Here is a 26,551-nt window from a genome sequence, read left to right on the forward strand (position 1 = left end):
GTAGTCGCTCTCACCAGCGCTCAGGCCCGCCCCTCCCGGATGTACGGGAGGCGGCGGGCCTCCGCGTTCTCCCGGGGACCCGGCAGGGTTCCGGGCAGCCGCCCAGGAGTCTCCCGGCGGTCCGCCGGGCCGCTCGCCAGGGCCCTGGCCACCGCCGCGTCCGGATCCAGCTGTCCGCCCGCGCGCAGCCCCGCCTCGTATTGGCTGTCGCCCAGCGCCCGGCGGGCCAGCTCCTCGCAGCGCACCCGGGGCTGCCCGTAGTGCACCGATCCGAACAGCGGCAGTCCCACCGACGGCCAGATCCGGTCGGCGGCACCCTGGAGCACCGCCGCCTCCGCCGCGTCGCCCTCGATGGCCGTGATCAGCGCCAGCAGCTCCAGGCCGAGCACCGAGCCGAGCAGATCGTGGAAGGTGTGGCTGATCGCCAGCGACTGGCCGAGCAGCTCCCGGGCCTGCTCCGGACGGCCGCGCTGCAACGCCGCGAAGGCCAGCACGTACAGCGCGTACGACAGGGCCCACCGCTCCCCGTGGTCCTCGCAGATCTCCCTGACCTCTTCGCAGATGGCGGCCGCACCGTCCAGGTCACCCCGGAAGCCGACCGCCATCGCGAGTTCGATCTGGGCCATCAGCACATTGCTGTTCAGCTCGCCGAGCTCCCGGTAACGGCACAGCGCCTCGTCCAGCAGTTCCTGGGCCCTGGCCATGTCGTCGGTGACGAGCGCCAGGCATCCCGTCCGGTGCACCGCGTACGCGAGCGCCGTGGCGTCACCGGCCCGCTCCGCCTCGTCCCGGCACTCCTGCAGCGCGGAGACCGCGCCGACCGGATCGCCCTGCAGTACGGCCACGTACCCGAGCACCCACAGCGCCTTCAGTCGCGAGGAGTCGTGCGGGGTGTCCTCCTCCAGTACGTGGTCCAGCCAGTGACGGCCTTCCGAGAGCCGCCCGCAGCCCACCCAGAGGAACCACAGGGTGCCCGCCAGGTACTGCGCGAGATGGGCCTCGCCCGGAGTCTCCAGCGAACACTCCATCGCCCGCCGCAGGTTCGGCAGCTCGCTCTCGGCCCGCGCCGCCACCTCGCCCTGGCGCGGGCTGAACCAGTCGAGCTCGCACCAGGTCGCCAGCCCCAGGAACCAGTCCCGGTGACGGCGCCGCAGCCGGTCCGTGTCGTCGGTGGCCGCCAGCCACTCGGCGCCGTACTCCCGCACCGTGTCCAGCATCCGGTAGCGGGTGCCGTGCGCCGAGTCATCGCGCAGGACGACGGACTGCGCCAGCAGTCCGGAGAGCACGTCGAGCACCGACTCGGCCGGCAGATCGGCGCCGCTGCAGATGTATTCGACGGCTTCCAGGTCGAACTGTCCGGCGAAGACCGAGAGCCGTGCCCAGAGCAACCGCTGCTCCGGAGCGCAGAGTTCATGGCTCCAGCCGATGGCCGTGCGGAGCGTCTGGTGGCGCGCCAGCGCGCTGCGGCTCGAACCGGTCAGCAGCCGGAAGCGGTCGTCCAGGCGTTGCAGGACCTGGGCGGTGGACAGGGCGCGCAGCCGTCCGGCGGCCAGTTCCAGTGCGAGCGGGATGCCGTCCAGGCGGCGGCACAGCTCCCGGGTGGTCGAGCGGTTCTCGTCGGTCAGCCGGAAGTCCGGCCGCACGGCGGCGGCCCGCTCGGCGAAGAGCAGCATCGCGTCCTCGTCCGTCATCGGTGGGAGCGGGTGGACGAGTTCCCCGTCCAGCTCCAGCGGCAGCCGTCCGGCGGCCAGCACCCGCAGGTGCGGGGCCCGGCGCAGCAGTACCCGAACGAGTTCGGCGCAGGCGTCGACCAGGTGCTCGAAGCCGTCGATCACCAGGAGGAGCCGGCGGTCGGCCAGGTGCTCGACGAGGGTCGTTCGGGGCGGTCTGCTGGTGTGGTCGGTGAGGCCCAGGGCGTCGACCAGGGCGTGTTCCAGCAGTTCGGGGTCGTGGACGGCGGAGAGCTCGGCCATCCGGACACCGTCGCAGTACCGTTTCTCCAGGAGTGCGGCGATCCGGGCGGCGCAGCGGGTCTTGCCCACGCCGCCCACGCCGACCATGGTCACGAGCCTGGACTCGTCCAGGAGCTGAGCGAGACGGACGAGTTCGTTCTCCCGTCCCACGAATCTGTTCAGTTCCGCCGGGAGATTTCCGGGTGCTGTGGGGGCACTCGGATCGTGGGGGGACGGAACGGAGCGCTGGGGGCGTCGCATGAGACACGCAGAGTACTGGCCCGAAAGCTCTCCGTACAATCTCCTTATGGCAACGCCCGCCCTTTCCGCGGGTAATGCGGTACGGGGTGCGACCACCGGCGCGATAGGCTCGGGGGACGACGACCGGCCGCTGCGACGGCCGTCGCCGGAGAGACAGACAGAGACAGCGACAAGCTAGAGAGCGGTGCACTGTGTCCGGTGGAGAGGTGGCCGGGATCCTGGTGGCCGTCTTCTGGGCGATCCTGGTTTCGTTCCTCGCCGTCGTGCTGGTGAGGCTCGCCCAGACGCTCAGGGCGACCACCAAGCTCGTGGCGGACGTGACCGAACAGGCGGTCCCGCTGCTCGCCGACGCCTCCGCGACCGTGCGTTCCGCGCAGACCCAGCTCGACAAGGTCGACGCGATCGCCACGGACGTCCAGGAAGTCACCTCGAACGCCTCCGCGCTCTCCACCACCGTCGCCTCGACCTTCGGCGGCCCGCTCGTCAAGGTCGCCGCGTTCGGCTACGGGGTGCGGCGGGCGATCGGCCGGAAGGCCGACCCCGAACCGGAACCCGCCCGCCGCGCGGTGGTCGTCGGCCGCACCGTGCCGTCCGCACGCGGCAGGAAGCGCAGCGGCAGAAACCCCCGCGGACCGAAGGACTGACGCAGCCATGTTCCGCCGTACGTTCTGGTTCACCGCAGGCGCCGCCGCCGGTGTCTGGGCCACCGCCAAGGTCAACCGGAAGCTCAAGCAGCTGACCCCCGAGAGCCTCGCGGCGCAGGCCGCGGACCGGGCGATCGAGACGGGGCACAAGCTCAAGGACTTCGCCCTGGACGTCCGTGAGTCCATGGCGCGGCGCGAGGCCGAACTGGGCGAGGCGCTGGGCCTGGAGGCGCCGGTCGACCCCGACCTCCCGGTGCGGCGGCACTACGTCGTCGAGGCGTCCGAGCCCCTCGGACCCGAAAGGTCCCTCGGGGCCACCGAATACCGCAAGCTCCCCTACACGTCGTACAACCGGAATGAGGACCACTGATGGAGTCGGCTGAAATTCGTCGCCGCTGGCTGAGCTTCTTCGAGGAGCGCGGTCACACCGTCGTCCCTTCGGCGTCGCTCATCGCGGACGACCCGACTCTGCTGCTCGTCAACGCGGGCATGGTTCCCTTCAAGCCGTACTTCCTCGGCGAGACGAAGCCGCCGGCCCCGCGCGCCACCAGCGTGCAGAAGTGCGTGCGCACGCCGGACATCGAAGAGGTCGGCAAGACCACCCGGCACGGCACGTTCTTCCAGATGTGCGGCAACTTCTCCTTCGGCGACTACTTCAAGGAAGGGGCCATCAGCTACGCCTGGGAGCTGCTCACCAGCTCCGTGGCGGACGGTGGCTACGGCCTCGACCCCGAGCGGCTGTGGATCACGGTCTACCTCGACGACGACGAGGCCGAGCAGATCTGGCGCGAGAAGATCGGCGTTCCCGCCGAGCGCATCCAGCGCCTGGGCAAGAAGGACAACTTCTGGTCCATGGGCGTCCCCGGCCCCTGCGGTCCCTGCTCCGAGATCAACTACGACCGCGGCCCCGAGTTCGGCGTCGAGGGCGGCCCGGCCGTCAACGACGAGCGGTACGTGGAGATCTGGAACCTGGTCTTCATGCAGTTCGAGCGCGGCGCCGGTGACGGCAAGGAGGACTTCCCGATCCTCGGCGACCTGCCGTCGAAGAACATCGACACGGGTCTGGGCCTGGAGCGCCTCGCCATGATCCTGCAGGGCGTACAGAACATGTACGAGACCGACACCCTGCGCGTCGTCATGGACAAGGCCACCGAGCTGACCGGTGTCCGCTACGGCGACAAGCACGACTCCGACGTCTCGATGCGCGTGGTCGCCGACCACATCCGTACCTCCGTGATGCTCATCGGTGACGGCGTGACGCCGGGCAACGAGGGCCGCGGCTACGTGCTGCGCCGCATCATGCGCCGCGCCGTCCGCAACATGCGCCTGATGGGTGCCCAGGGACCGGTCGTCAAGGAACTGGTCGACGTCGTGATCGAGACGATGGGGCAGCAGTACCCGGAGCTGATCACCGACCGCAAGCGCATCGAGACCGTCGCCCTCGCCGAGGAGGCCGCCTTCCTCAAGGCCGTCAAGGGCGGCACCAACATCCTCGACACCGCCGTCACCGAGACCAAGGCCGCCGGCGGCAAGGTCCTCGCCGGCGACAAGGCGTTCCTGCTCCACGACACCTGGGGCTTCCCGATCGACCTCACCCTGGAGATGGCCGCCGAGCAGGGCCTCTCGGTGGACGAGGAGGGCTTCCGCCGCCTGATGAAGGAGCAGCGGGACCGCGCCAAGGCGGACGCCCGCGCCAAGAAGACCGGTCACGCCGACCTGTCCGCCTATCGCGAGGTCGCCGACAGCTCCGGCGCCACCGACTTCACCGGCTACACCGCCACCGAGGGCGAGTCGACCATCGTCGGCCTCCTCGTCGACGGCGTGTCCTCCCCGGCCGCCTCCGAGGGCGACGAGGTCGAGGTCGTCCTCGACCGCACCCCGTTCTACGCCGAGGGCGGCGGCCAGATCGCCGACCAGGGCCGGATCAGGCTCGACACCGGCGCCGTCATCGAGGTCCGCGACGTCCAGAAGCCGGTCCCCGGCGTCCACGTCCACAAGGGTGTCGTCCAGGTCGGCGAGGTCACCGTCGGCGCTCCGGTCTTCGCCTCGATCGACGTCAAGCGCCGCCGTGCCATCGCCCGCGCCCACTCCGCCACGCACCTCACGCACCAGGCCCTGCGCGACGCTCTCGGCCCGACGGCCGCCCAGGCCGGTTCCGAGAACCAGCCCGGCCGCTTCCGCTTCGACTTCGGCTCGCCGAACGCCGTTCCCGGCTCGGTCATGACCGACGTCGAGCAGAAGATCAACGACGTGCTCTCGCGCGAACTCGACGTCCAGGCCGAGGTCATGTCGATCGACGAGGCCAAGAAGCAGGGCGCCATCGCCGAGTTCGGCGAGAAGTACGGGGAGCGGGTCCGGGTCGTCACCATCGGCGACTTCTCCAAGGAGCTCTGCGGCGGTACGCACGTCCACAACACCGCCCAGCTGGGCCTGGTGAAGCTGCTCGGCGAGTCGTCCATCGGCTCCGGCGTGCGTCGCATCGAGGCTCTCGTCGGCGTCGACGCGTACAACTTCCTCGCCAAGGAGCACACGGTCGTCGCCCAGCTCCAGGAGCTGGTCAAGGGGCGTCCCGAGGAGCTCCCGGAGAAGATCGCCGGAATGCTCGGCAAGCTGAAGGACGCCGAGAAGGAGATCGAGAAGTTCCGCGCGGAGAAGGTCCTCCAGGCCGCCGCCGGACTGGCCGAGTCCGCCAAGGACGTACGCGGCGTCGCCCTGGTCACCGGCCAGGTCCCCGACGGCACGTCCGCCGACGACCTGCGCAAGCTGGTCCTCGACGTCCGTGGCCGCATCCAGGGCGGCCGCCCGGCCGTCGTGGCCCTGTTCACCACGGCCAACGGCCGCCCGCTGACCGTCATCGCCACCAACGAGGCCGCCCGCGAGCGCGGTCTCAAGGCCGGTGACCTGGTCCGTACCGCGGCCAAGACCCTCGGCGGCGGCGGTGGCGGCAAGCCGGACGTCGCCCAGGGCGGCGGCCAGGACCCCGAGGCCGTCGGTGCCGCGGTGTCCGCCGTCGAACGCCTCGTCACCGAGACGGCGTGACGACGGGAATGACGCAGATGCGCCGCGGTCGTCGTCTCGCGATCGATGTCGGGGACGCCCGGATCGGGGTCGCCTCGTGCGACCCCGACGGGATCCTCGCCACGCCGGTGGAGACCGTTCCGGGACGCGATGTCCCGGCGGCCCACCGGCGGCTCGGGCAGATCGTCGAGGAGTACGAGCCGATCGAGATCATCATCGGCCTGCCGCGGTCCCTCGGCGGCGGTGAGGGACCCGCCGCCGCCAAGATCCGGGTCTTCGCCCAGGAGGTCGCCCGCGCGGTCGCACCCATTCCGGTGCGACTCGTGGACGAGAGGATGACCACAGTTACGGCCAGTCAGGGGCTGCGCGCTTCGGGCGTGAAGTCCAAGAAAGGCCGATCCGTCATCGACCAAGCTGCCGCTGTGGTGATCCTTCAGAACGCTCTGGAGTCCGAACGGGCGTCGGGCCGGGCCCCGGGCGAAGCCGTCGAAGTGGTTGTCTGATCGCGATACGGTAACGTTCCGCGCGATGCGGCGGTGCTTCGAACAAACACCGCACAGCAAGAGGCGGAACGTCGTCTCGCGGCTCTAGGGGATCGATGACTGAGTATGGCCGGGGCCCCGGCTCCGAACCGTGGCATCCCGAGGACCCCTTGTACGGGGACCAGGGATGGGGAGGACAGCAGCCCGCCCACGGCCAGAACCAGTACGGCGGCGAGCAGCAGCAGTCCTACCCGCACGATCCGTACGCGCAGCAGCAGCAGCAGCCGCAGGCGCAGGACCCGTACGCACAGCAGCAGTACCAGCAGCAGCCCGGCTACGGGGTCCAGCCGGACCCGTATGCGCAGCAGCCCCAGCAGCCCCAGCAGCCGCAGTACGACAACGGCGGCTGGGGCACCGGGCAGCAGCCCGCCGCGATGCCGTACGACGCCCAGCCGGCTGCCGACCCGTACGGCGGGGGACAGGGCGGCTACGGCGAGACGCAGGACTACTACGGCACGCCGGAGGCCTACCCGCCGCCGCAGCCCCCGGGCCGTCGTGAGGCCGCTCCCCAGCAGGCCCCGACGCAGACTCCCGACTGGGACCCGGAGGTCCAGCCGGAGGAGACCCACCCGTTCTTCACGGGCGCCGACGACCGCGACGACAACGGCGACGACAGGGACGACGACTACGACGACGACCCGCGTGAGTCGCGCCGCGGGAGCCGAGGCGGCAACGAGCGCCGTGGCAAGGGCAAGAAGAAGAGCCGCAACGGCTGTGCCTGCCTGGTCGTCTCGCTGGTCCTGGTCGGCGGCCTCGGCGGGGCGGGCTACTTCGGCTACTCGTACTGGAAGGACAAGTTCGGCGCCGCGCCCGACTATGCGGGCAGCGGCTCGGGGTCGGTCGAGGTGGAGATCCCCAAGGGCGCGTTCGGGACCGACATCGGCAACATCCTCAAGAAGCAGGGTGTGGTCAAGAGCGTCGACGCGTTCGTCGCCGCGCAGGGCGAGAACCCCAAGGGGAAGTCGATCCAGGCCGGGGTGTATCTCCTCCACGAGAAGATGTCCGCGGCCGAGGCCGTGAAGATGATGGTCGACCCCAACAGCCAGAATCTCCTGGTGATTCCCGAAGGCTTCCGCAATACCGCCGTCTACGACATGGTCGACAAGAAGCTGAGCCTCAAGAAGGGCACGACCAAGGAAGTCGCCACGGCCAAGAGGTCCGAACTCGGCCTGCCCGACTGGGCGGTCAACGGCAAGGACATCAAGGACCCGCTGGAAGGATTCCTCTACCCGGCCGCGTATCCGGTCACGAAGGAAACCAAGCCCGAGGCCATCCTCAAGAAGATGGTCCAGCGGTCCAACGAGGAGTACGAGAAGCTCGACCTCGAAGGAACCGCCAAGAAGTACAAGCTGGACGGCCCGTGGCAGGTGCTCACCGTCGCCAGTCTGGTCCAGGCGGAGGGTCTCACGCACGACGACTTCCGGAAGATGGCCGAGGTCGTCTACAACCGCCTGAAGCCGGACAACGTGGTCACGAACCGCAAGCTTGAGTTCGACTCCGCGTTCAATTACCTCAACAACCAGAGCAAGATCAAGATCAGTACGAAGGAGATCCGGACCAACCCGGATCCGTACAACACCTATTACCACGCTGGGCTTCCGCCGGGTCCGATCAGCAATCCGGGCGAAGAGGCCCTGCGGGCCACGCTCAACCCCACCAGCAACGGGTGGATGTTCTTCATCTCGCTCGACGGCAAGAAGACCGAGTTCACCAAGACGGCCGCCGAGCACGAGAAGCTCAACAAGAAGTTCAAGGAAAAGCATGGCCTCGAATGACGGGCCCCGCCGGGCAGCCGTCCTGGGTTCGCCCATCGCGCACTCGCTCTCCCCGGTCCTGCACCGGGCCGCGTACGCCGAGCTCGGCCTCGACGGCTGGTCGTACGACCGGTTCGAGATCGACGAGCAGGCGTTGCCCGGCTTCGTCGAGGGCCTGGACCGTACGTGGGCCGGGCTCTCGCTGACCATGCCGCTCAAGCGCGCGGTCATCCCGCTGCTGGACGAGATCAGCGCGACCGCTTCCTCGGTCGAGGCCGTCAACACGGTGGTGTTCACCGAGGACGGCCGGCGCGTCGGCGACAACACGGACGTCCCCGGCATGATCGCCGCCCTGCGTGAGCGGGGCGTCGAGAAGGCCGAGTCCGCCGCCGTCCTCGGCGCCGGGGCCACCGCCTCGTCCGCGCTCGCCGCGCTCTCGCAGATCTGCACGGGGCCGGTCACGGCATACGTCCGCAGCCGCGAGCGCGGTGACGAGATGCGCGGCTGGGGCGAGCGGCTCGGTGTCGAGGTGCGGATCGCCGACTGGGCGGAGGCCGCGCAGGCGCTGCGTGCCCCGCTGGTCGTCGCGACGACCCCGGCCGGGGCCACGGACGGGCTGATGGACGACGTGCCGGAGCGTCCCGGCACGCTCTTCGATGTGCTGTACGAGCCCTGGCCCACCGGACTCGCGTCCGCCTGGGCGGCTCGCGGCGGGCCAGTCATCGGAGGTCTTGACCTCCTGGTGCACCAGGCCGTTCTCCAGGTCGAGCAGATGACGGGCCGTTCGCCGGCCCCGCTGGCCGCCATGCGCCGGGCCGGCGAGCAGGCGCTGGCCGCCCGCTGACCGCAGATCCGGCCCGCCGATCCGTCCGTCTGATGGACCGGCGGCGGGCCGGGGCCCCCGGCCGTGGGAGGATCGAAGGCGGCGGGCCAGGGCCGCGCACCCGGTCGCGCCGTTGCAGTTCCAGGCGCGAGCATGAGGAGCACCGTTGAGCAGGTTGCGCTGGCTGACCGCGGGGGAGTCGCACGGCCCCGCACTCGTGGCGACGCTGGAGGGTCTTCCGGCCGGCGTCCCGATCACCACGGAGATGGTGGCGGACGCACTCGCCCGGCGGCGGCTCGGTTATGGCCGCGGTGCGCGGATGAAGTTCGAGAAGGACGAGGTCACCTTCCTCGGCGGGGTGCGCCACGGTCTCACCATGGGCTCCCCGGTCGCCGTGATGGTGGGCAACACCGAGTGGCCCAAGTGGGAGCAGGTCATGTCGGCCGACCCGGTCGACCCCGCGGTCCTGTCCGAGCTGGCGCGAAACGCCCCGCTGACCCGCCCGAGGCCCGGCCACGCCGACCTCGCCGGCATGCAGAAGTACGGCTTCGACGAGGCCCGGCCGATCCTGGAGCGCGCCAGCGCCCGGGAGACGGCGGCCCGCGTCGCGCTCGGCGCCGTCGCCCGGTCGTACCTCAAGGAGACCGCCGGCATCGAGATCGTCAGCCATGTCGTCGAGCTGGCCGCGGCCAAGGCGCCCTACGGCGTCTACCCGACCCCCGCCGACGTCGAGAAGCTCGACGCCGACCCGGTGCGCTGCCTGGACGCCGACGCGAGCAAGGAGATGGTCGCCGAGATCGACCAGGCCCACAAGGACGGTGACACCCTCGGCGGCGTCGTCGAGGTACTGGCGTACGGCGTGCCCGTCGGCCTCGGCTCGCACGTCCACTGGGACCGCCGGCTCGACGCCCGCCTCGCCGCCGCCCTCATGGGCATCCAGGCCATCAAGGGGGTCGAGGTCGGCGACGGCTTCGACCTGGCCCGGGTCCCCGGCTCCAAGGCGCACGACGAGATCCTGGTCACCGAGGACGGCATCAAGCGCGCCTCCGGCCGTTCCGGCGGTACCGAGGGCGGTCTGACCACCGGCGAACTGCTGCGGGTCCGGGCCGCGATGAAGCCCATCGCGACCGTGCCGCGCGCGCTCGCCACGGTCGACGTCGTCACCGGCGAGCCCGCCAAGGCCCATCACCAGCGCTCCGATGTCTGTGCCGTTCCGGCCGCGGGCATCGTCGCCGAGGCGATGGTCGCCCTGGTCCTGGCCGACGCCGTCGCGGAGAAGTTCGGCGGCGACAGCGTCACCGAGACCCACCGCAACGTGCAGTCGTACCTCGACCACCTCCAGATCCGATGAGCGGCCCGCTGGTCGTCCTCGTCGGCCCGATGGGCGTCGGCAAGTCCACCGTCGGTGAGCTGCTTGCCGACCGCCTCGGCACCGGCTACCGCGACACCGACGCGGACGTCGTGGCCACGGCGGGCAAGCCGATCCCGGAGATCTTCTACGACGAGGGGGAGGAGCACTTCCGCGAGCTGGAGCGGCGCGCGGTGCACACCGCCGTCGCCGAGCACACGGGCGTCCTCTCCCTCGGCGGCGGCGCCGTGCTCGACGCGACGACCCGCGAGCTGCTCGCCGGCCGCCCCGTCGTCTACCTCTCGATGGAGGTGGAGGAGGCCGTCAAGCGGGTCGGCCTGAACACCGCTCGCCCGCTGCTCGCCGTCAACCCGCGCCGGCAGTGGCGCGAGCTGATGGACGCCCGTCGGCATCTGTACACCGAGGTGGCCCGGGTGACCGTCGCCACCGACGAGCGCACCCCCGAAGAGGTCGCCCAGGCGGTCCTCGACGCACTGGAACTGCCGGAACGCACGGACGACCCCGTCGCGCCCGGCCGGGAGAACACACGCATGACCGAGCAGGGCCTCATCCGTATCCCGATCGCAGGCAGCGCGGGCACCGACCCGTACGAGGTGCTGGTCGGCCGGCAGCTGCTGGGCGAGCTGCCCAATCTCATCGGCGACCGCGCCAAGCGGGTCGCGGTGCTGCATCCGGAGGCGCTCGCCGAGACCGGTGAGGCGGTCCGCCAGGACCTCGCCGAGCAGGGCTACGAAGCCATCGCCATCCAGCTGCCCAACGCCGAGGAGGCGAAGACCGCCGAGGTCGCGGCGTACTGCTGGAAGGCGCTCGGCCAGACCGGCTTCACCCGCACCGACGTCATCGTCGGCGTCGGCGGCGGCGCCACCACCGATGTGGCCGGATTCGTCGCGGCGACCTGGCTGCGCGGGGTGCGCTGGATCGCCGTGCCCACGACCGTGCTCGCCATGGTCGACGCGGCCGTCGGCGGCAAGACCGGCATCAACACCGCCGAGGGCAAGAACCTCGTCGGCGCCTTCCACCCGCCGGCCGGGGTGCTCTGCGACCTGGCCGCGCTGGACTCGCTGCCCGTGAACGACTACGTCAGCGGCATGGCCGAGGTCATCAAGGCCGGCTTCATCGCCGACCCGGCCATCCTCGACCTGGTCGAGGCGGACCCGGAGGGCGCCCGCAGGCCCACCGGACCGCACACCGCCGAGCTGATCGAACGCGCCATCAGGGTCAAGGCCGAGGTCGTCTCCAGCGACCTGAAGGAATCCGGACTGCGCGAGATCCTCAACTACGGCCACACCCTGGCCCACGCCATCGAGAAGAACGAGCGCTACAAGTGGCGTCACGGCGCCGCGGTCTCGGTCGGCATGGTCTTCGCCGCCGAGCTGGGACGGCTGGCCGGACGGCTCGACGACGCCACCGCCGACCGGCACCGCGCCGTCCTGGAGTCCGTCGGACTGCCGCTCACCTACCGCGGCGACCAGTGGCCCAAGCTGCTGGAGAACATGAAGGTCGACAAGAAGTCCCGCGGCGACCTGCTGCGCTTCATCGTCCTGGACGGCCTGGGCAAGCCCACCGTCCTGGAGGGCCCCGACCCGGCCGTGCTGCTGGCCGCCTACGGGGAGGTGTCGGCGTGACCCGCCGGGTGCTCGTCCTCAACGGCCCGAACCTCGGCCGGCTCGGCTCCCGCGAGCCGGACGTGTACGGCGCCACGTCCTACGCCGGACTCGTCGAGACCTGCCAGGCGCTCGGCAAGGAGCTCGGCTTCGACGTCGACGTCCGCGAGACCAACGACGAGGGCGAGCTGATCCGCTGGCTCCACGAGGCCGCGGACGGTTCAATTCCGGTCGTTCTCAACCCGGGTGCCTTCACCCACTACTCGTACGGGATGCGGGACGCGGCGGCCCAGCGCACCGCCCCGCTGATCGAGGTGCACATCTCGAACCCGTACGCGCGGGAGGAATTCCGGCACAACTCCGTGGTCGCGCCGGTCGCCACGGGGACCGTGGCCGGATTCGGCATCGGCTCCTACCGCCTCGCCCTGCGCGCCCTCGCGGACGAGCTGACCGGCTGACGGACCGGTTTCCCGGCCATCCGGGCACTGTTACGCGTCCCCGGCCGTTGTTCCACCGGCGGCCGGGGACGGTACGGTTGCCGTTCCACCAGCGCCAGTTGCCTGTACGAGACGGAGTGGCACCGGATGCAGCACGCAGTGGGGGCCCCGCTGCCGCCGCCCCAAGGACCCGGAAGCGGACCTGTCGGCTGGTCGCACCAGGCCCAGCACCCCGGCCACCCCGGTCCGCCGGGGCCGCCGCCCATCACCCCGCCCGCGCCCGGCGGGTGGAGCGGGCCCGCACCGCAGCACGCCCCGGGCCCTCCCCTCAGGGAGACCACGGGACACGTCCAGCTGCCGCCCGGCGGCCCGGTCCCGCTGCCCGCGCCGCCCGCCGAGCCCGGCACCGGCAGCACGACCCTCGCGGTCCTCCTGATCGGCCCCGCGGGCGCCGGCAAGACCACCGTGGCCAAGCTCTGGGCCAGCCGCCGCCGGGTGCCCACCGCCCACGTCAGCCTCGACGACGTCCGCGAATGGGTCTGCTCCGGTTTCGCCGACCCGCAGTCCGGGTGGAACGACCACTCCGAGGCCCAGTACCGCCTGGCCCGCCGCACCTGCGGCTTCGCCGCCCGCAACTTCCTCGCCAACGGCATCTCCTGCATCCTCGACGACGCCGTCTTCCCCGACCGCCCGGTCGTCGGGCTCGGCGGCTGGAAGCGCCACGTCGGCCCCGGGCTCCTGCCCGTCGTCCTGCTGCCCGGCCTGGAGATCGTGCTGGAGCGCAACGCCGCCCGGAGCGGCAACCGCCGCCTCTCGGACGAGGAGGTTGCCAGGATCCACGGCCGGATGGCCGGCTGGTACGGCTCCGGCCTGCCGATCATCGACAACTCGACGTACGACGTCGAGACCACCGCCCGCGTCCTGGACGACATCCTCGCCCGCTCCATAGCCAGCCCGCCGGCCTGGTGAACCGTCACCGGGCGGTGCTTCCGGTGCCCGGCCGCCCCCCCCGGTCGGGTGCGCTGACCGAGCAGGCCCGCGCCACCGCTCGTAGGCTCGTGACATGTCAGAGGTGTACGCCGTCCGCCGCGGGCTGCTTCGCGACCGGTGCGCCGCCGTCGGATCCGCGGCCGCCCTGGTCTCCCGCCCCGCCAACGTCCGCTATCTCGCGGGCGGTGCGCCGCCGGGCGCCGTGCTGCTGCTCGGACCCGCCGGGGACGTCCTGGTCTCGCCCCGGGCCCCGGGCGGCGACCCGGCCGACGGGCGCACCGACGATCAGCTGCGGGTCTCCCTGCTGCCTCCCTCCGACGGCGATCCGGTGGTCGCGGCCGCCGATCTGGCCGGTTCCTCGGGCGCGGAGTCGCTCGCCGTCGAGGAGCACCATCTGACGGTCGCCCGCCACCGGGCCATGGGCTCGGTCGCCCCGCGGCTGAGGCTGGCCGATCTCGGGGCCACCGTCGAGCAGCTGCGGGTGGTCAAGGACGAGGAGGAGATCGCCTGTCTGCGGATCGCCGCCGAGATCACCGACCAGGCCCTGGGCGAACTCCTCGAATCCATCCTGGTGGGCCGCACCGAACGGCATCTCGCCCTGGAGCTGGAGCGCCGCCTGGTGGACCACGGCGCCGACGGCCCCGCCTTCGCCACTTCCGTCGCCACCGGCCCGAACTCGGGCCAGGGCCGCCACCGCCCCTCGGACCGGCGGGTGGAGGAAGGAGATTTCCTCTCCGTCTGCCTCGGCGCGAACTATCGCGGCTACCGCTGCGAGATCGGCCGCACGTTCGTCATCGGGACGACGCCCGCCGACTGGCAGATCGAGCTCTACGACCTGGTTTTCGCCGCTCAGCGGGCCGGGCGCGAGGCTCTCGTACCGGGCGCCGCCTACCGCGACGTGGACCGCGCGGCCCGCTATGTCCTGGACTCGGCGGGGCACGGCGGGGGTCTGGCACCCTGGACCGGGCACGGGGTGGGACTCGAAATCGACGAGGACCCGCAGTTGGCACCTGCGGCCATGGGTAAACTGGACGCTTGTGTGCCGGTCACCGTCGAACCGGGGGTCCACCTCCCGGGCCGGGGCGGGGTCCGGATCGATGACACGCTCGTCGTGCGCCCCGAGGCGGACGGCGGACCCGAGCTACTCACCATTACGACCAAGGAGCTGCTCGCGCTCTAGCGCGCATCCTCGGTCGTTCCACCAGCTTCAGTCCAGGAGATTCCGCAACCGTGGCTTCCACGAACGACCTCAAGAACGGCATGGTGCTCAAGCTCGACGGAGGCCAGCTCTGGTCCGTCGTCGAGTTCCAGCACGTCAAGCCCGGCAAGGGCCCGGCCTTCGTGCGCACCAAGCTCAAGAACGTGCTCTCCGGGAAGGTCGTCGACAAGACCTTCAACGCCGGCGTGAAGGTCGAGACGGCCACCGTCGACAAGCGGGACATGCAGTTCTCCTACATGGACGGCGAGTACTTCGTCTTCATGGACATGGAGACCTACGACCAGCTCATGGTCGACCGCAAGGCCGTCGGTGACGCCGCCAACTTCCTCATCGAGGGCTTCACGGCCACCGTCGCGCAGCACGAGGGCGAGGTGCTCTTCGTCGAGCTGCCGGCCGCCGTCGAGCTGGTCATCCAGGAGACCGAGCCGGGCGTCCAGGGCGACCGCTCCACCGGTGGCACCAAGCCCGCCACCCTGGAGACCGGTTACCAGATCCAGGTCCCGCTCTTCATCACCACCGGTGAGAAGATCAAGGTCGACACCCGCTCCAGCGACTACCTCGGCCGGGTGAACAGCTAACCGTGGCTGCCCGGAACAAGGCCCGCAAGCGCGCCTTCCAGATCCTCTTCGAGGCCGACCAGCGCGGCGAGTCCGTGCAGACGGTCCTCGCGGACTGGGTGCGGCACTCGCGGGCCGACAACCGTCAGCCGCCGGTCACCGAGTACACGATGGAGCTCGTCGAGGGGTACGCGCAGTACGCGGACCGGATCGACGACCTCATCGTGACCTACGCGGTGGACTGGGAGATCGACCGCATGCCGGTCGTCGACCGGAACATCCTGCGGCTCGGCGCCTACGAGCTGATCTGGGAGGACGGCACCCCGGACGCGGTGGTGATCGACGAGGCGGTCCAGCTCGCCAAGGAGTTCTCCACCGACGACTCCCCGTCCTTCGTGAACGGGCTGCTGGCCCGCTTCAAGGACCTCAAGCCGAACCTCCGCCGGGAGCAGTAGCTCCGGCGGCGTTCAGCCAACGAAGGGCCCACGGTCGCTCGACCGTGGGCCCTTCGGCGTGCGTGGGCCCGTCACACACGAACCGCCGCGCACGGCCCGGCGCACACGAAAAAGCCGTGCCGGCGCGGGCACCCGATGGGGTGAACCGCACCGACACGGCGGTACGTTTCTTCAGGGGGCCGTCAGCCCTCTTCGTGGGCCACGGCGCGACGCGCGTCCGCGTCCAGCACGCCCCAGCTGATCAGCTGCTCCGTGAGCACGGACGGCGACTGGTCGTAGATCACGGCCAGTGTGCGCAGGTCGTCCTGGCGGATCGAGAGCACCTTGCCGTTGTAGTCACCGCGCTGGCTCTGGATCGTCGCCGCGTAGCGCTGCAGCGGACCGGCCTTCTCCGGCGGGACGTGGGCGAGGCGCTCCAGGTCCAGGACGAGCTTCGGCGGCGGCTCGGCGGCACCGCCGGGCGTCGTACCGGGCAGGAGCTCCTGGACCGGGACCCCGTAGAAGTCCGCGAGCTCAGCGAGGCGCTGTACGGTCACGGCGCGGTCGCCGCGCTCGTACGAGCCGACCACGACGGCCTTCCAGCGGCCCTGGGACTTCTCCTCCACGCCATGGAGGGAGAGGCCCTGCTGGGTGCGGATGGCACGGAGTTTGGCCCCGAGCTGTTTTGCGTATTCGCTGGACATAAGGCTCCCCGGACGCTGGGACATTTCGCGGCTCCGCCGCGTTGCTGGTAACTCACTGTGAGGTTACGCAGCGTTACTTGGATGCGTCAAGCCGAATGGTCCGGACCGGCATCTCCCGGGGGCGGGAGCGGGAGCCGGTGCAAGCCCTGGTAACGTGGATGACGCAATTTCGACGTCCTTTAAGGTCCGTCCCGTGAGACGGAGAAGGAGGTCCGTTTCTTATGGACGCACAGCACGAAGCCACCGGCAATGCGGCACGCCCCGTTCTCGAGGCTCCCGACATCGCCCGGGTACTGACCCGGATCGCCCACGAGATCGTCGAACGCGCCAAGGGCGCCGACGACGTGGTGCTCCTCGGCATCCCGACGCGAGGCGTCTTCCTCGCCCGCCGGCTCGCCGAGAAGCTCGAAGAGATCACTGGCGGGAAGATGCCGGTCGGCTCCCTCGACATCACCATGTACCGCGACGACCTGCGGCTGCGCCCGGCGCGCGCCCTGGCCCGCACCGACATCCCCGGCGAGGGCATCGAGGGCCGCCTGGTCGTCCTCGTCGACGACGTCCTCTTCTCGGGCCGCACGATCCGCGCCGCCCTCGACGCCCTGGGCGACATCGGCCGGCCCCGCGCGGTGCAGCTCGCGGTCCTCGTCGACCGCGGTCACCGCGAACTCCCGATCCGCGCCGACTACGTCGGCAAGAACCTCCCCACGTCGCTGCGGGAGACGGTCAAGGTCCAGCTCGCCGAGGAGGACGGCCGGGACGCCGTGCTGCTCGGTGTCGAGCGGACCGCCCCCACGGGCGAGCAGTAGCCCCACCACACCCGTACGGCGCACCACGAGCCCGTACCGCTGCTTCCGCACGCCCGCATGCCTGAACCCTCCAGCCACCCGGAGAACACCCAGATGAAGCGCCACCTCATCTCGGCCGCCGATCTCACCCGCGACGACGCCGTCCTGATCCTCGACACCGCCGAGGAGATGGCCAGGGTCGCGGACCGGCCGATCAAGAAGCTCCCCACCCTGCGCGGCCGCACCGTCGTCAACCTCTTCTTCGAGGACTCGACCCGCACCCGCATCTCCTTCGAGGCCGCCGCCAAGCGCCTCTCCGCGGACGTCATCAACTTCTCCGCGAAGGGCTCGTCCGTCTCCAAGGGCGAATCGCTCAAGGACACCGCGCTGACCCTGGAGGCGATGGGCGCCGACGCCGTCGTCATCCGGCACGGCGCCTCCGGCGCCCCGTACCGCCTCGCCACCTCCGGCTGGATCGACGGCGCCGTCGTCAACGCCGGTGACGGCACCCACGAGCACCCCACCCAGGCCCTCCTGGACGCCTTCACGATGCGTCGCCGCCTGGTCGGGACCGACAGCGGTCTCGGCCGGGACCTCGAAGGCCGCCGGATCACCATCGTCGGCGACATCCTGCACAGCCGGGTGGCCCGCTCCAACGTGCACCTGCTGACCACGCTCGGCGCCCGCGTCACCCTGGTGGCCCCGCCGACCCTCGTCCCGGTCGGCGTCGAGCGGTGGCCCTGCGACGTCAGCTACAGCCTCGACGACGTGCTGCCGAAGTCCGACGCGGTGATGATGCTGCGTGTGCAGCGTGAACGGATGAACGCCGCGTACTTCCCGACCGAGCGCGAGTACTCCCGCCGCTACGGCCTGGACGCCGACCGCATGGCGCGGATGCCCGGGCACGCCGTCGTCATGCACCCCGGCCCGATGGTGCGCGGCATGGAGATCACCGCCGAGGTCGCCGACTCCGACCGGTGCACGGTCGTCGAGCAGGTCGCCAACGGCGTCTCGATCCGCATGGCCGTCCTGTACCTGCTGCTGGGCGGGTACGAATCCGCCGCCCCCGCCGCCCCGTCCCGTACCGAGGAGAACAAGTAACCATGAGCAAGATCCTTATCCGCGGCGCGAAGATCCTCGGCGGCGAACCCCAGGACGTCCTGATCGACGGCGAGACCATCGCCGCCGTCTCCACCGGCATCGAGGCCGGCGACGCGACCGTCGTCGAGGCCGAGGGCCTGATCCTGCTGCCCGGCCTGGTCGACCTCCACACCCACCTGCGCGAGCCCGGCCGCGAGGACTCCGAGACCGTCCTCACCGGCACCAAGGCCGCGGCCGTCGGCGGCTTCACCGCCGTGCACGCGATGGCCAACACCTTCCCGGTCGCCGACACCGCAGGCGTCGTCGAGCAGGTCTGGCGGCTCGGCAAGGAGTCCGGCTACTGCGACGTGCAGCCGATCGGCGCCGTCACCGTCGGACTGGAGGGCAAGAAGCTCGCCGAGCTCGGCGCCATGCACGACTCGGCCGCCGGGGTGAAGGTCTTCTCCGACGACGGCAAGTGCGTCGACGACGCGGTGATCATGCGCCGCGCGCTGGAGTACGTGAAGGCCTTCGACGGCGTCGTCGCCCAGCACGCCCAGGAGCCCCGCCTCACCGAGGGCGCCCAGATGAACGAGGGCGTCGTCTCCGCCGAACTCGGTCTCGGCGGCTGGCCCGCCGTCGCCGAGGAGTCGATCATCGCCCGCGACGTGCTGCTCGCCGCCCACGTCGGCTCCCGGGTGCACATCTGCCACCTGTCGACCGCAGGCTCCGTCGAGATCGTCCGCTGGGCCAAGTCCAAGGGCTGGAACGTCACCGCCGAGGTCACCCCGCACCACCTGCTCCTCACCGACGAGCTCGTACGGTCCTACAACCCGGTCTACAAGGTGAACCCGCCGCTGCGCACCGAGGCCGACGTCATGGCCCTGCGCGAGGCGCTCGCCGACGGCACCATCGACTGCGTCGCCACCGACCACGCTCCGCACCCGCACGAGGACAAGGACTGCGAGTGGGCCGCCGCCGCCATGGGCATGGTGGGCCTGGAGACCGCGCTCTCCGTCGTCCAGCAGACGATGGTCGAGACCGGAATGATCGACTGGGCGGGCGTCGCCGACCGGATGTCGTTCCGTCCGGCCGCCATCGGACGGCTCGACGGACACGGCCGGCCCGTCTCGGCCGGTGAGCCCGCCAACCTCACCCTGGTCGATCCGGCTTACCGTGGTGTCGTGGACCCCGCGGGCTTCGCCTCCCGCAGCCGCAACACTCCGTACGAGGGGCGCGAGCTGCCGGGCCGAGTCACCCACACCTTCCTGCGGGGCCGTGCCACGGTCGTCGACGGGAAGCTCGCGTGACATCACTCACCCCTCTGTACCAGCTCGCTGCCGAACGGAAGTCGGCCGAAGTGACCGACTGGTCCGCCCGGATCAGCTGGGTCATCGGACTGATCGTCCTCATCGCCTTCGTCTACTGGCTGATGCGCCAGGGATGGAAGTGGCGGGGCAGCCTCCAGTCCGACCTGCCGGAGCTCGCCGCCGCCCCTGAGGGGTTCGCGGACGGCGAGAAGCTGCTCACACTGACCGGCCGGTACCACGCCTCGACCACCGCCGGGCAGTGGCTCGACCGGATCGTCGCCCACGGCCTGGGCACCCGCAGCCGCGTCGAGCTCACCCTGACCGAACAGGGCCTGGACGTCGTACGGCCCGGGGCCGCCGACTTCTTCGTGCCGGCCGCCGCCCTGCGCGGGGCCCGGCTCGACAAGGGCATCGCCGGCAAGGTCCTCCCCGAGGGCGGCCTGCTGATCATCACCTGGGCGCACGGCGACAAGCTGATCGACTCCGGATTCCGCTCCGACCGCTCCGCCGAGCACCCGGCCTGGGTCGAGGCCATCGACCAACTCACCAGAACTACGGAAGGCACCGCACGATGACGATCTCCACCCGGGGAGCCGCCAAAGCTCCCGCCGTACTCGTCCTGGAGGACGGCCGCGCCTTCCGCGGCCGCGCCTACGGGGCCGTGGGGGAGACCTTCGGCGAGGCGGTTTTCTCCACCGGCATGACCGGCTACCAGGAGACGCTGACCGACCCCTCGTACCACCGCCAGGTCGTCGTGATGACCGCCCCGCACGTCGGGAACACCGGGGTGAACGACGAGGACCCCGAGTCCGGACGGATCTGGGTCTCCGGCTACGTCGTCCGCGACCCCGCCCGGGTCCCCTCCAACTGGCGCTCGCAGCGCTCGCTCGACGAGGAACTGGAGCGCCAGGGCGTCGTCGGCATCAGCGGTGTCGACACCCGCGCGCTCACCCGCCACCTGCGCGAGCGCGGCGCCATGCGCGTCGGCATCTTCTCCGGTGACGCCGTCGCCGACGAGGCCGCGCTGCTGGCCCGGGTCCTGCGGGCCCCCGAGATGGTCGGCGCCGACCTCTCCGCCGAGGTCGCCACCAAGGAGACGTACGTCGTCCCCGCGATCGGCACCAAGAAGTTCACCGTCGCCGCGATCGACCTCGGCATCAAGGGCATGACCCCGCACCGGATGGCCGAGCGCGGCATCGAGGTGCACGTGCTGCCCGCCACCGCCACCCTGGAGGACGTGTACGCGGTCGAGCCCGACGGCGTGTTCTTCTCCAACGGCCCCGGCGACCCGGCCACCGCCGACCACCCGGTCTCCGTCATGCAGGGCGTCCTGGAGCGGAAGACCCCGCTCTTCGGTATCTGCTTCGGCAACCAGATCCTCGGACGCGCCCTCGGCTTCGGCACCTACAAGCTGAAGTACGGCCACCGCGGCATCAACCAGCCCGTGCAGGACCGCACGACCGGCAAGGTCGAGGTCACCGCGCACAACCACGGCTTCGCCGTCGACGCCCCGCTCGACAAGGTGTCCGAGACGAAGTTCGGCCGCGCCGAGGTCTCCCACGTCTGCCTGAACGACCAGGTCGTCGAGGGGCTCCAGCTCCTCGACCAGCCCGCCTTCAGCGTCCAGTACCACCCCGAAGCAGCCGCCGGCCCGCACGACGCCGCGTACCTCTTCGACCGTTTCGTCTCCCTGATGGAGGGCCAGCGTGCCTAAGCGCTCCGATATCCAGTCCGTCCTGGTCATCGGCTCCGGCCCGATCGTCATCGGCCAGGCCGCCGAGTTCGACTACTCCGGTACCCAGGCCTGCCGCGTACTCAAGGCCGAGGGCCTGCGCGTCATCCTGGTGAACTCCAACCCGGCGACGATCATGACCGACCCGGAGATCGCCGACGCCACGTACGTCGAGCCGATCACCCCCGAGTTCGTCGAGAAGATCATCGCCAAGGAGCGCCCCGACGTGCTGCTCCCCACCCTGGGTGGCCAGACCGCGCTCAACACCGCGATCTCCATGCACGAGAACGGTGTCCTGGAGAAGTACGGCGTCGAGCTCATCGGCGCCAACGTCGAGGCCATCAACAAGGGCGAGGACCGCGACCTCTTCAAGGGCGTCGTCGAGGCCGTCAAGGCGAAGATCGGTTACGGCGAGTCCGCCCGCTCGGTCATCTGCCACTCCATGGACGACGTCCTCGCGGGCGTCGAGACGCTCGGCGGCTACCCCGTCGTCGTCCGCCCCTCCTTCACCATGGGCGGCGCCGGCTCCGGCTTCGCGCACGACGAGGACGAGCTGCGCCGCATCGCCGGACAGGGCCTCACGCTCTCGCCGACCACCGAGGTGCTGCTGGAGGAGTCCATCCTCGGCTGGAAGGAGTACGAGCTGGAGCTGATGCGCGACAAGAACGACAACGTCGTGGTCGTCTGCTCCATCGAGAACTTCGACCCGATGGGTGTCCACACCGGTGACTCGATCACCGTCGCCCCGGCGATGACGCTCACCGACCGCGAGTACCAGCGGCTGCGCGACATCGGCATCGCGATCATCCGCGAGGTCGGCGTCGACACCGGCGGCTGCAACATCCAGTTCGCCATCGACCCGACCGACGGCCGGGTCATCGTGATCGAGATGAACCCGCGCGTCTCCCGCTCCTCGGCGCTCGCCTCCAAGGCCACCGGCTTCCCGATCGCCAAGATCGCCGCCAAGCTGGCCGTCGGCTACACGCTCGACGAGATCCCCAACGACATCACCGAGAAGACCCCGGCCTCCTTCGAGCCGACCCTCGACTACGTCGTGGTCAAGGCCCCGCGGTTCGCCTTCGAGAAGTTCCCCTCCGCCGACTCCACCCTCACCACCACCATGAAGTCGGTGGGCGAGGCCATGGCGATCGGCCGGAACTTCACCGAGGCGCTCCAGAAGGCGCTCCGTTCGCTGGAGAAGAAGGGCTCGCAGTTCTCCTTCGTCGGCGAGCCCGGCGACAAGGCCGAGCTGCTGGCCGAGGCGGTCCGCCCGACCGACGGCCGGATCAACACCGTCATGCAGGCGATCAGGGCCGGCGCCACCCAGGAAGAGGTCTTCGACGCCACGAAGATCGACCCCTGGTTCGTCGACCAGCTCTTCCTGATCAAGGAGATCGCCGACGAGCTCGCCGCCGCCGACGAGCTGGGACCCGAGCTGCTCGCCGAGGCCAAGCGGCACGGCTTCTCCGACGCACAGATCGCCGAGATCCGCAGCCTGCGCGAGGACGTCGTGCGCGAGGTGCGGCACGCGCTGGGCATCCGCCCGGTCTACAAGACGGTCGACACCTGCGCCGCCGAGTTCGCCGCGAAGACGCCGTACTTCTACTCCTCCTACGACGAGGAGAACGAGGTCGCGTCCCGCACCAAGCCCGCGGTGATCATCCTCGGCTCCGGCCCCAACCGCATCGGCCAGGGCATCGAGTTCGACTACTCCTGCGTCCACGCCTCCTTCGCGCTGAGCGACGCGGGCTACGAGACCGTGATGGTCAACTGCAACCCGGAGACCGTCTCCACCGACTACGACACCTCCGACCGCCTGTACTTCGAGCCGCTGACGCTGGAAGACGTGCTGGAGATCGTGCACGCGGAGACCCTCGCCGGACCGGTCGCCGGTGTCATCGTCCAGCTCGGCGGCCAGACCCCGCTGGGCCTGTCGCAGGCGCTCAAGGACAACGGCGTGCCGGTCGTCGGCACGTCCCCGGAGGCCATCCACGCCGCCGAGGACCGCGGCGCCTTCGGCCGCGTCCTGGCCGAGGCCGGACTGCCCGCCCCGAAGCACGGCACCGCCACCACCTTCGACGAGGCCAAGGCCATCGCCGACGAGATCGGCTACCCCGTCCTCGTCCGCCCCAGCTACGTGCTCGGCGGCCGCGGCATGGAGATCGTGTACGACGAGATGCGCCTCTCCTCGTACATCGCCGAGTCCACCGAGATCAGCCCCACCCGGCCGGTCCTGGTCGACCGCTTCCTCGACGACGCCATCGAGATCGACGTCGACGCGCTCTACGACGGCACCGAGCTCTACCTCGGCGGCGTCATGGAGCACATCGAGGAGGCCGGCATCCACTCCGGCGACTCCGCCTGCGCGCTGCCCCCGATCACGCTCGGCGGCTACGACATCAAGCGGCTGCGGGCCTCCACCGAGGGCATCGCCAAGGGTGTCGGCGTACGCGGACTGATCAACATCCAGTTCGCGCTCTCCGGCGACATCCTCTACGTCCTGGAGGCCAACCCGCGCGCCTCCCGCACCGTCCCCTTCACCTCGAAGGCGACCGCGGTCCCGCTCGCCAAGGCCGCCGCCCGCATCTCGCTGGGCGCGACCATCGCCGAGCTGCGCGCCGAGGGCCTGCTCCCGGCCAACGGCGACGGCGGCACCCTGCCGCTCGACGCGCCGATCTCCGTCAAGGAGGCCGTCATGCCGTGGTCGCGCTTCCGCGACATCCACGGCCGCGGCGTCGACACCGTCCTCGGCCCGGAGATGCGCTCCACCGGTGAGGTCATGGGCATCGACTCGGTCTTCGGCACGGCGTACGCCAAGTCGCAGGCCGGCGCGTACGGCCCGCTGCCCACCAAGGGCCGCGCCTTCATCTCCGTCGCCAACCGCGACAAGCGCTCGATGATCTTCCCGGCGCGCGAACTCGTCGCCCACGGCTTCGAGCTGCTCGCCACCTCCGGCACCGCCGAGGTCCTCAAGCGCAACGGCATCAACGCCAAGGTCGTGCGCAAGCAGTCCGAGGGCGTGGGCCCGCAGGGCGAGAAGACCATCGTCCAGCTGATCCACGACGGCGAGGTCGACCTCATCGTCAACACGCCGTACGGAACGGGCGGCCGCCTCGACGGCTACGAGATCCGTACCGCGGCCGTGGCCCGGTCCGTACCGTGCCTGACGACGGTCCAGGCGCTCGCCGCCGCCGTCCAGGGCATCGACGCACTCACCCACGGAAGCGTCGGCGTCAGTTCCCTCCAGGAACACGCGGAACATCTGACCGCGGCCCGCGACTAGCAGACCGACAGGGGGACACCGGAAACGGTGTCCCCCTCTCCGTGAGGACACCGAGGACACCCCGATGTACAAGTTCTTCTTCCGGCTGGTCTTCAAGCGGATGGACCCGGAACAGGCCCACTACCTGGCCTTCCGGTGGATCCGCCTCGCCGCCCGGACCCCCGTGCTGCGCACCTTCGTCGCCGCCGCGCTCGCGCCCCGGTACAAGGAGCTGCGCACCGAGGCCCTCGGCCTGCGGATGCACGGCCCGTTCGGCCTCGCCGCCGGCTTCGACAAGAACGCCGTCGCGATCGACGGCATGTCGATGCTCGGCTTCGACCACATCGAGATCGGTACGGTCACCGGCGAGCCGCAGCCCGGCAACCCCAAGAAGCGCCTCTTCCGCCTCGTCGCGGACCGCGCGCTGATCAACCGCATGGGCTTCAACAACGAGGGCTCGGCCGCCGTCGCCGCCCGCCTCGCCGCCCGCAGGCCGGTCTTCCGGACCACGGTCGGCGTCAACATCGGCAAGACGAAGGTCGTGCCGGAGGCCGAAGCGGCCGACGACTACGTGAAGTCCACCGAGCGGCTCGCCGCCCACGCCGACTACCTCGTCGTGAACGTCTCCTCGCCCAACACCCCGGGGCTGCGCAACCTCCAGGCCACCGAGGCGCTGCGGCCCCTGCTCAGCGCCGTGCGCGAGGCGGCCGACCGGACCGTCACCGGACGCCGGGTGCCGCTGCTCGTCAAGATCGCCCCGGACCTCGCGGACGAGGACGTCGACGCGGTCGCCGACCTCGCGGTCGAGCTGGGCCTGGACGGCATCATCGCCACCAACACCACCATCGCCCGCCAGGGCCTCGGCCTGAAGTCCTCGCCGTCCCTGGTCCAGGAGACCGGCGGACTCTCCGGCGCCCCCCTCAAGAACCGCTCCCTGGAGGTGCTGAGCCGCCTCTACGCGCGCGTGGGCGACCGGATCACCCTGGTCGGCGTCGGGGGCATCGAGAACGCCGAGGACGCCTGGCAGCGCATCCTGGCCGGCGCCACGCTCGTCCAGGGCTACAGCGCCTTCATCTACGAGGGCCCGTTCTACGCCCGCGCCATCCACAAGGGCCTGGCCGCGCGCCTGGCCGCCTCCCCGTACGCCACCCTCTCCGAGGCCGTCGGCGCAGAGACCAGGAAGGCCACCGCATGAGCACCGAACACTTCGGCGCGCGCCTGCGCCGCGCCATGGACACCCGCGGCCCGCTGTGCGTCGGCATCGACCCGCACGCCTCGCTGCTCACCGCCTGGGGCCTGAACGACGACGTCGCCGGCCTCGAACGCTTCACGCGCACCGTCGTGGAGGCACTGGCCGACCGGGTCGCCGTGCTCAAGCCGCAGTCCGCGTTCTTCGAGCGCTTCGGCTCGCGCGGCATCGCCGTCCTGGAGAAGGCGGTCCAGGAGGCGCGGGCGGCCGGCGCGCTGGTGCTGATGGACGCCAAGCGCGGCGACATCGGCTCCACCATGGGCGCCTACGCGGCGACCTACCTGGAGAAGGACTCGCCGCTGTTCTCGGACGCGGTCACCGTCTCGCCGTACCTCGGCTTCGGCTCGCTGCGTCCGGCGCTCGACGCGGCGGTCCTCTCCGGCGCGGGCGTCTTCGTGCTGGCCCTCACCTCCAATCCGGAGGGCGCCGAGGTGCAGCGTGCCACCGCCGCCGACGGCCGCTCGCTGGCCCAGCTCATGCTCGACCACATGGCCGCCGAGAACGAGGGGATGGCCCCGCTCGGCTCCGTCGGCGCGGTGGTCGGAGCCACGCTCGGGGACGCGGGGGCGAACCTGGCGATCAACGGCCCGCTGCTCGCTCCCGGGATCGGGGCGCAGGGCGCGACGCCCGCGGATCTGCCCGGCGTCTTCGGCGCCTCGGTGGGCAATGTGGTGCCCAGCGTGAGCCGCGGCGTGCTGAGTCAGGGACCGGACGCGGCGGGGCTGAGGGAGGCCGCCGAGCGGCTCACGGACGAGATCCGGGCGGCCGTGGCGGGTAGCTGACCATGCCACGTAACCGGGTGTTGACTCTTTCCTGACCAAAAAA

Annotated in this window: 22 protein-coding genes and 1 pseudogene; 21 read left to right on the top strand and 2 right to left on the bottom strand. The window is 70.8% G+C overall.

Annotated features, from left to right (window positions below; all coding sequences use genetic code 11):
• Window positions 1-10: 10 nt before the first annotated feature.
• Window positions 11-2,213 (bottom strand): annotated as a pseudogene (locus ACFYY7_RS36450) (ATP-binding protein).
• Between the two features lie 206 nt (window positions 2,214-2,419).
• Here ACFYY7_RS36450 and ACFYY7_RS36455 point away from each other — a divergent pair.
• From ACFYY7_RS36455 to nusB, 13 genes are all read left to right on the top strand, one after another.
• Window positions 2,420-2,857: a DUF948 domain-containing protein gene (locus ACFYY7_RS36455; protein WP_266735885.1), complete on the top strand. Its 438-nt coding sequence runs from the start codon at window positions 2,420-2,422 to the stop codon at window positions 2,855-2,857.
• A gap of 7 nt (window positions 2,858-2,864) precedes the next feature.
• Entirely contained in the window at window positions 2,865-3,227 is a 363-nt protein-coding gene (locus tag ACFYY7_RS36460) for a DUF6167 family protein (protein WP_266735883.1), read from the top strand.
• Window positions 3,227-5,896, top strand: a complete 2,670-nt coding sequence (alaS, locus tag ACFYY7_RS36465; protein ID WP_388668034.1) for an alanine--tRNA ligase — start codon at window positions 3,227-3,229, stop codon at window positions 5,894-5,896. The genes ACFYY7_RS36460 and alaS overlap by 1 nt, the downstream gene beginning before the upstream one ends.
• A complete protein-coding gene (ruvX, locus tag ACFYY7_RS36470) occupies window positions 5,893-6,378 on the top strand; it encodes a Holliday junction resolvase RuvX (RefSeq protein WP_266735879.1) in 486 nt (161 codons plus the stop codon). Before alaS ends, ruvX begins: the two co-directional genes overlap by 4 nt.
• 95 nt (window positions 6,379-6,473) lie before the next feature.
• Window positions 6,474-8,192: an endolytic transglycosylase MltG gene (gene mltG / locus ACFYY7_RS36475; RefSeq protein WP_388668035.1), complete on the top strand. Its 1,719-nt coding sequence runs from the start codon at window positions 6,474-6,476 to the stop codon at window positions 8,190-8,192.
• Window positions 8,179-9,015, top strand: a complete 837-nt coding sequence (locus tag ACFYY7_RS36480) for a shikimate dehydrogenase (RefSeq protein ID WP_388668036.1) — start codon at window positions 8,179-8,181, stop codon at window positions 9,013-9,015. The genes mltG and ACFYY7_RS36480 overlap by 14 nt, the downstream gene beginning before the upstream one ends.
• Window positions 9,016-9,160: 145 nt before the next feature.
• Window positions 9,161-10,345, top strand: coding sequence for a chorismate synthase (gene aroC, locus ACFYY7_RS36485; protein WP_388668037.1), 1,185 nt, complete (start codon window positions 9,161-9,163; stop codon window positions 10,343-10,345).
• Window positions 10,342-11,988 carry a 3-dehydroquinate synthase gene (gene aroB / locus ACFYY7_RS36490; protein ID WP_388668038.1) on the top strand — a complete coding sequence of 549 codons (1,647 nt, stop codon included), beginning with the start codon at window positions 10,342-10,344 and terminating at the stop codon, window positions 11,986-11,988. Before aroC ends, aroB begins: the two co-directional genes overlap by 4 nt.
• Window positions 11,985-12,425, top strand: coding sequence for a type II 3-dehydroquinate dehydratase (gene aroQ / locus ACFYY7_RS36495; RefSeq protein WP_266735872.1), 441 nt, complete (start codon window positions 11,985-11,987; stop codon window positions 12,423-12,425). The genes aroB and aroQ overlap by 4 nt, the downstream gene beginning before the upstream one ends.
• A 126-nt stretch (window positions 12,426-12,551) precedes the next feature.
• Window positions 12,552-13,373 (top strand): Pro-rich N-terminal domain-containing protein, encoded by an 822-nt coding sequence (locus tag ACFYY7_RS36500; protein WP_266735870.1) that lies wholly within the window; start codon window positions 12,552-12,554, stop codon window positions 13,371-13,373.
• Between the two features lie 94 nt (window positions 13,374-13,467).
• The gene (locus ACFYY7_RS36505) at window positions 13,468-14,574 is read left to right on the top strand and encodes an aminopeptidase P family protein (protein ID WP_266735869.1); all 1,107 of its coding nucleotides are present in this window, start codon (window positions 13,468-13,470) and stop codon (window positions 14,572-14,574) included.
• Between the two features lie 50 nt (window positions 14,575-14,624).
• Window positions 14,625-15,191 (top strand): elongation factor P, encoded by a 567-nt coding sequence (efp, locus tag ACFYY7_RS36510; protein ID WP_388668039.1) that lies wholly within the window; start codon window positions 14,625-14,627, stop codon window positions 15,189-15,191.
• Window positions 15,192-15,193: 2 nt separating this feature from the next.
• On the top strand, window positions 15,194-15,625 hold the full coding sequence (gene nusB, locus ACFYY7_RS36515) for a transcription antitermination factor NusB (RefSeq protein ID WP_266735866.1): 432 nt from the start codon (window positions 15,194-15,196) through the stop codon (window positions 15,623-15,625).
• Window positions 15,626-15,807: 182 nt separating this feature from the next.
• Here the strand turns inward: nusB and bldD are convergent, their stop codons facing one another.
• Window positions 15,808-16,308 (bottom strand): transcriptional regulator BldD, encoded by a 501-nt coding sequence (gene bldD, locus ACFYY7_RS36520; RefSeq protein ID WP_014044812.1) that lies wholly within the window; start codon window positions 16,306-16,308, stop codon window positions 15,808-15,810.
• 221 nt (window positions 16,309-16,529) lie between these two features.
• On the opposite strand from bldD, the gene pyrR reads away from it, so the two are divergent.
• From pyrR to pyrF, 8 genes are all read left to right on the top strand, one after another.
• Complete coding sequence (gene pyrR / locus ACFYY7_RS36525; RefSeq protein ID WP_072484539.1) at window positions 16,530-17,114, top strand: bifunctional pyr operon transcriptional regulator/uracil phosphoribosyltransferase PyrR; 585 nt, start codon at window positions 16,530-16,532, stop codon at window positions 17,112-17,114.
• Between the two features lie 93 nt (window positions 17,115-17,207).
• A complete protein-coding gene (locus ACFYY7_RS36530; RefSeq protein WP_388668056.1) occupies window positions 17,208-18,194 on the top strand; it encodes an aspartate carbamoyltransferase catalytic subunit in 987 nt (328 codons plus the stop codon).
• A gap of 2 nt (window positions 18,195-18,196) precedes the next feature.
• Window positions 18,197-19,483 (top strand): dihydroorotase, encoded by a 1,287-nt coding sequence (locus tag ACFYY7_RS36535; RefSeq protein WP_356089922.1) that lies wholly within the window; start codon window positions 18,197-18,199, stop codon window positions 19,481-19,483.
• On the top strand, window positions 19,480-20,058 hold the full coding sequence (locus ACFYY7_RS36540; protein WP_388668040.1) for a hypothetical protein: 579 nt from the start codon (window positions 19,480-19,482) through the stop codon (window positions 20,056-20,058). Before ACFYY7_RS36535 ends, ACFYY7_RS36540 begins: the two co-directional genes overlap by 4 nt.
• Window positions 20,055-21,197, top strand: a complete 1,143-nt coding sequence (gene carA, locus ACFYY7_RS36545; protein WP_376425914.1) for a glutamine-hydrolyzing carbamoyl-phosphate synthase small subunit — start codon at window positions 20,055-20,057, stop codon at window positions 21,195-21,197. The genes ACFYY7_RS36540 and carA overlap by 4 nt, the downstream gene beginning before the upstream one ends.
• Window positions 21,190-24,498, top strand: coding sequence for a carbamoyl-phosphate synthase large subunit (gene carB, locus ACFYY7_RS36550; protein ID WP_388668041.1), 3,309 nt, complete (start codon window positions 21,190-21,192; stop codon window positions 24,496-24,498). The genes carA and carB overlap by 8 nt, the downstream gene beginning before the upstream one ends.
• Before the next feature lie 64 nt (window positions 24,499-24,562).
• Window positions 24,563-25,672 (top strand): quinone-dependent dihydroorotate dehydrogenase, encoded by a 1,110-nt coding sequence (locus tag ACFYY7_RS36555; RefSeq protein ID WP_388668042.1) that lies wholly within the window; start codon window positions 24,563-24,565, stop codon window positions 25,670-25,672.
• Window positions 25,669-26,508 carry an orotidine-5'-phosphate decarboxylase gene (gene pyrF / locus ACFYY7_RS36560; RefSeq protein WP_351252357.1) on the top strand — a complete coding sequence of 280 codons (840 nt, stop codon included), beginning with the start codon at window positions 25,669-25,671 and terminating at the stop codon, window positions 26,506-26,508. Before ACFYY7_RS36555 ends, pyrF begins: the two co-directional genes overlap by 4 nt.
• Window positions 26,509-26,551: the final 43 nt, after the last annotated feature.

Source organism: Streptomyces sp. NPDC001933 (genome assembly GCF_042890955.1).
Classification (GTDB): Bacteria; Actinomycetota; Actinomycetes; order Streptomycetales; family Streptomycetaceae; genus Streptomyces.